Raw genomic sequence first — 1,536 nt, 5'->3', positions numbered from 1 at the left:
GTGGAGGCCGGCCGCCTTACCATCCTCAAATGATGCTAAAAGTCATTCTTTATGCATATGCCACCCGGATTTATTCCTCTCGACAAATCGCCAAACAGCTAACAGAGAACATTATTTTCATGTGGCTTTCCGGCGAACAGAAGCCAGATTTCCGTACCATCAACCGTTTCCGTTCAGAACGCATGAAAGATGTCATCTATGAGACGTTCTTCTCCATAGTCGACCTCCTTCGGGAGGAAGGACTTGTGAAGCTGGAAGACTATTTCCTGGATGGGACCAAATTGGAGGCAAACGCCAACAAGTATACTTTTGTATGGAAGAAATCCACTGAAAAATACGATAGAAAACTGGACGAGAAATTCCGCCAGATTGTCTTAGGCATTGAACAAGTCACCATAGAAGACGAAGAAGCAGAAAAGGAACTGGATTTTCAGGAAAAGCTCGAAGAGTCACCCATCTCTTCTGCAAAAATCGAAGAAACCATCAAAAAGTTGGAAAAGAGACTGGAGCAGGATCCAAAAAACAAACCTTTAAAGAAGGCTAAGCGTCAACTGGAAAAAGACCTTCTGCCTCGAAAACAGAAGTATGAATTCCAGAAACAGACTTTTGGGGAGCGAAACAGCTTTTCCAAGACAGATACCGATGCGACTTTCATGCGAATGAAAGAGGACAACATGATGAACGGTCAGCTGAAGCCCGGATACAATGCCCAGATTGCCACCGAAAATCAGTTCATCACCAACTTCAGCCTGCATCAACGTGCTGGAGATCCTGGTTGTCTGATTCCACACCTGAACCTTTTAGAAAAATACAATCGGCCCAGACCAAAGGCCATTATTGCCGACTCTGGTTATGGAAGCGAAGAAAACTATGCACATTGTGAAGAACAAAAAATAGAAGCGTACATTAAGTACAATACTTTTGATAAAGAACAGACAAAGGTGTGGAAGGAACAAATTGGCCGTGTTGAAAATATGGAGTATGACGAAGAACTAGATGAATGGATTTGCGCAAACGGAAAACGCCTGGTTTTCCAGTATGAGAGTCAAAGAAAGTCCGACAACGGTTACGATTCAGTGAAGCGCACCTACCGCTGTACCGATTGTATGAACTGTCCATTCCAAACAACTTGTGCCAAAGACAAAGATACAAAGACCGTACAGGTTTCCGTGAAAAACCAACAACAACGAAAAGAAGTTCGTGAACGCTTGGCTACGGAAGAAGGAAGCCAAAGATACAGGCAGCGAAAAATAGATGTAGAGCCGGTATTCGGGCAGATTAAGCATAATCGAGCGTTTAAGAGATTCGGGTTAAGAGGCCTATCCAAAAATACGACGGATTGGGGTCTTATTTGTGCTGCACACAATCTATTGAAGTGGGCAGCCAACAAGGAAAGCGAACAAAAATTAGGGTAATTAAGGGAATGAATATCCCTCTTTGTCTTATAAATCCATCAAATCCAATCCTATAAACTGGATATAAAGTAAAAGAGGCGACTCTCAGGTCGAATTTATTCAACCTTTTGAGTCAGCCTCT

At 42.9% G+C, this 1,536-nt stretch carries 1 protein-coding gene; it reads left to right on the top strand.

Translation table 11 applies throughout. The features are described 5' to 3' along the window. A partial coding sequence (locus M3593_RS23650; protein ID WP_251545071.1) for an IS1182 family transposase occupies positions 1-1,415 on the top strand: 1,415 nt, incomplete at its 5' end. Positions 1,416-1,536: the final 121 nt, after the last annotated feature.

This window comes from Mesobacillus sp. MER 48, assembly GCF_023714225.1.
Classification (GTDB): domain Bacteria; phylum Bacillota; class Bacilli; order Bacillales; family Cytobacillaceae; genus Mesobacillus; species Mesobacillus oceanisediminis_A.
This window is presented reverse-complemented; position numbering and strand designations above follow the sequence as displayed.